1 protein-coding gene and 1 pseudogene are annotated in these 1452 nt (G+C 63.2%); both read right to left on the reverse strand.

Annotated features, from left to right (window positions below; all coding sequences use genetic code 11):
- Window positions 1-1009 (reverse strand): annotated as a pseudogene (locus AC097L_RS24190) (galactose oxidase); the annotation flags it as partial.
- A gap of 74 nt (window positions 1010-1083) precedes the next feature.
- A partial coding sequence (locus AC097L_RS24195) for an SCO family protein (protein WP_479589269.1) occupies window positions 1084-1452 on the reverse strand: 369 nt, incomplete at its 5' end.

Here is a 1452-nt window from a genome sequence, read left to right on the forward strand (position 1 = left end):
CAATCACCCCCACCTGCCCATTGGGCAGCACCACGCTGTTGTGGGAAGCCCGCGCATAGGCCATCGAGGCGATTTTGCGCACCTGCACGCCCGCGTTCGCATCGATCACGTAGCTGTTGGCGTTGGCAATGCCATCCCTGTAGGCGGTCGCCCCCCCCACTTTGAGAATTTTGCCGATGTCGTACATCACGGTGTTGCCGTTCATGCTGTAGGCATCGTCGCCCCGGTTGCCTGCCGAGCGCACATTGCCATTGCCGCGGGTGTCGATCCAGTGCATCTTGGCGCTCGGGCCTGCGTGCAGCACCTGGCCGTTGCCGGTAGGCAGCAACCACATATGGTTATCGCCCCGGGATGCCCCTACCGGGTCGGGGCCGACCATATCGTCCACTGGCACACCGGTCAGGCGCTGCCAGCCGGTGGCCTCGGTCCAGATTTCACCGTGCTTGCCGCCGACACCACCGCTCCAGGAGCCGCCCAGGGTGAAGACCGACCCGTCCTGGAGCACCGCGTTGGCGTTGTAGCCGCGGGTGATTTTGAGCGCCGCTCCCGCCACCCAGGTGTCGTTGGCGTAGTTGTAGATGGTGGTATTGCCCGCCTGCGAGCCGCCACTGACCAGCAGCCGCCCATCGGCCAGCATGCTGGTGCCGGGGCAAAACAGGTTGCTGCCGGTCGCATTCACAAAGCGCTTGGTAAACCCGCCGGTGCTGGGATTGAAGGTGGTGGTGTAGGCCCGGGCATCATCGTCGCTGAACGAAAACTCGCCATTGGCCGCCCAAAGCATCACATTCCCATTGGGCAAATTGGCCGCCGAGACCGGGACCAGGCTGACATTGATCTTGGGGCCCCACCGGGCCTGGTTGATTGCGGCAATCGGTACACCGGCGGCCTTGGCCCGGCCCGCTTCTACCATGTCCGTGGAACCGCCACCGCAGGCCGCCAAACCCCAGGCCAGCACCAGCACCGGAACCAGCCTACCGCATCTCTCCCCAAAGGAAGACAACGTATACATACAACACCTTTTGTCTATAACAAAAAATATTGTAGTGTTTTGTGTACAAATCTATTTTTAAGCTGATGTGTAAATCACCGCAATGCCACCAGCTCTGCCATCAACCGCCCGATTTCCGCAGGGTTGGGAAAGTCCACACTGCGAAAAACCAGCCGCGCACTGCGGTCGACCAGGTACACCTGGGGCGTATGGCGGTCGGGGCCGACCGCCCGGCCATTGAAGAAATCCTGCAGCCGGTCTACGTCGCGCACGGACGGCAGCGCTGCCGTCCAGCGGCGGGGCTGGGCCCCAAAGCGCTGCAGCCAGGCGGCCAGGGCTTTGGGGTCGTCGCCCAGGGGGTCGATGCTGATCGACAGCAATTGCAGTTCGGCGGGAGCCCCGGCCAGCTGCGTTTGCAACTCCGCAAACAGCGCGCCCTGGAGCGGACAGGTCGCGCTACAGCC

The organism is Rhodoferax sp. RT5P35, from assembly GCF_056521385.1.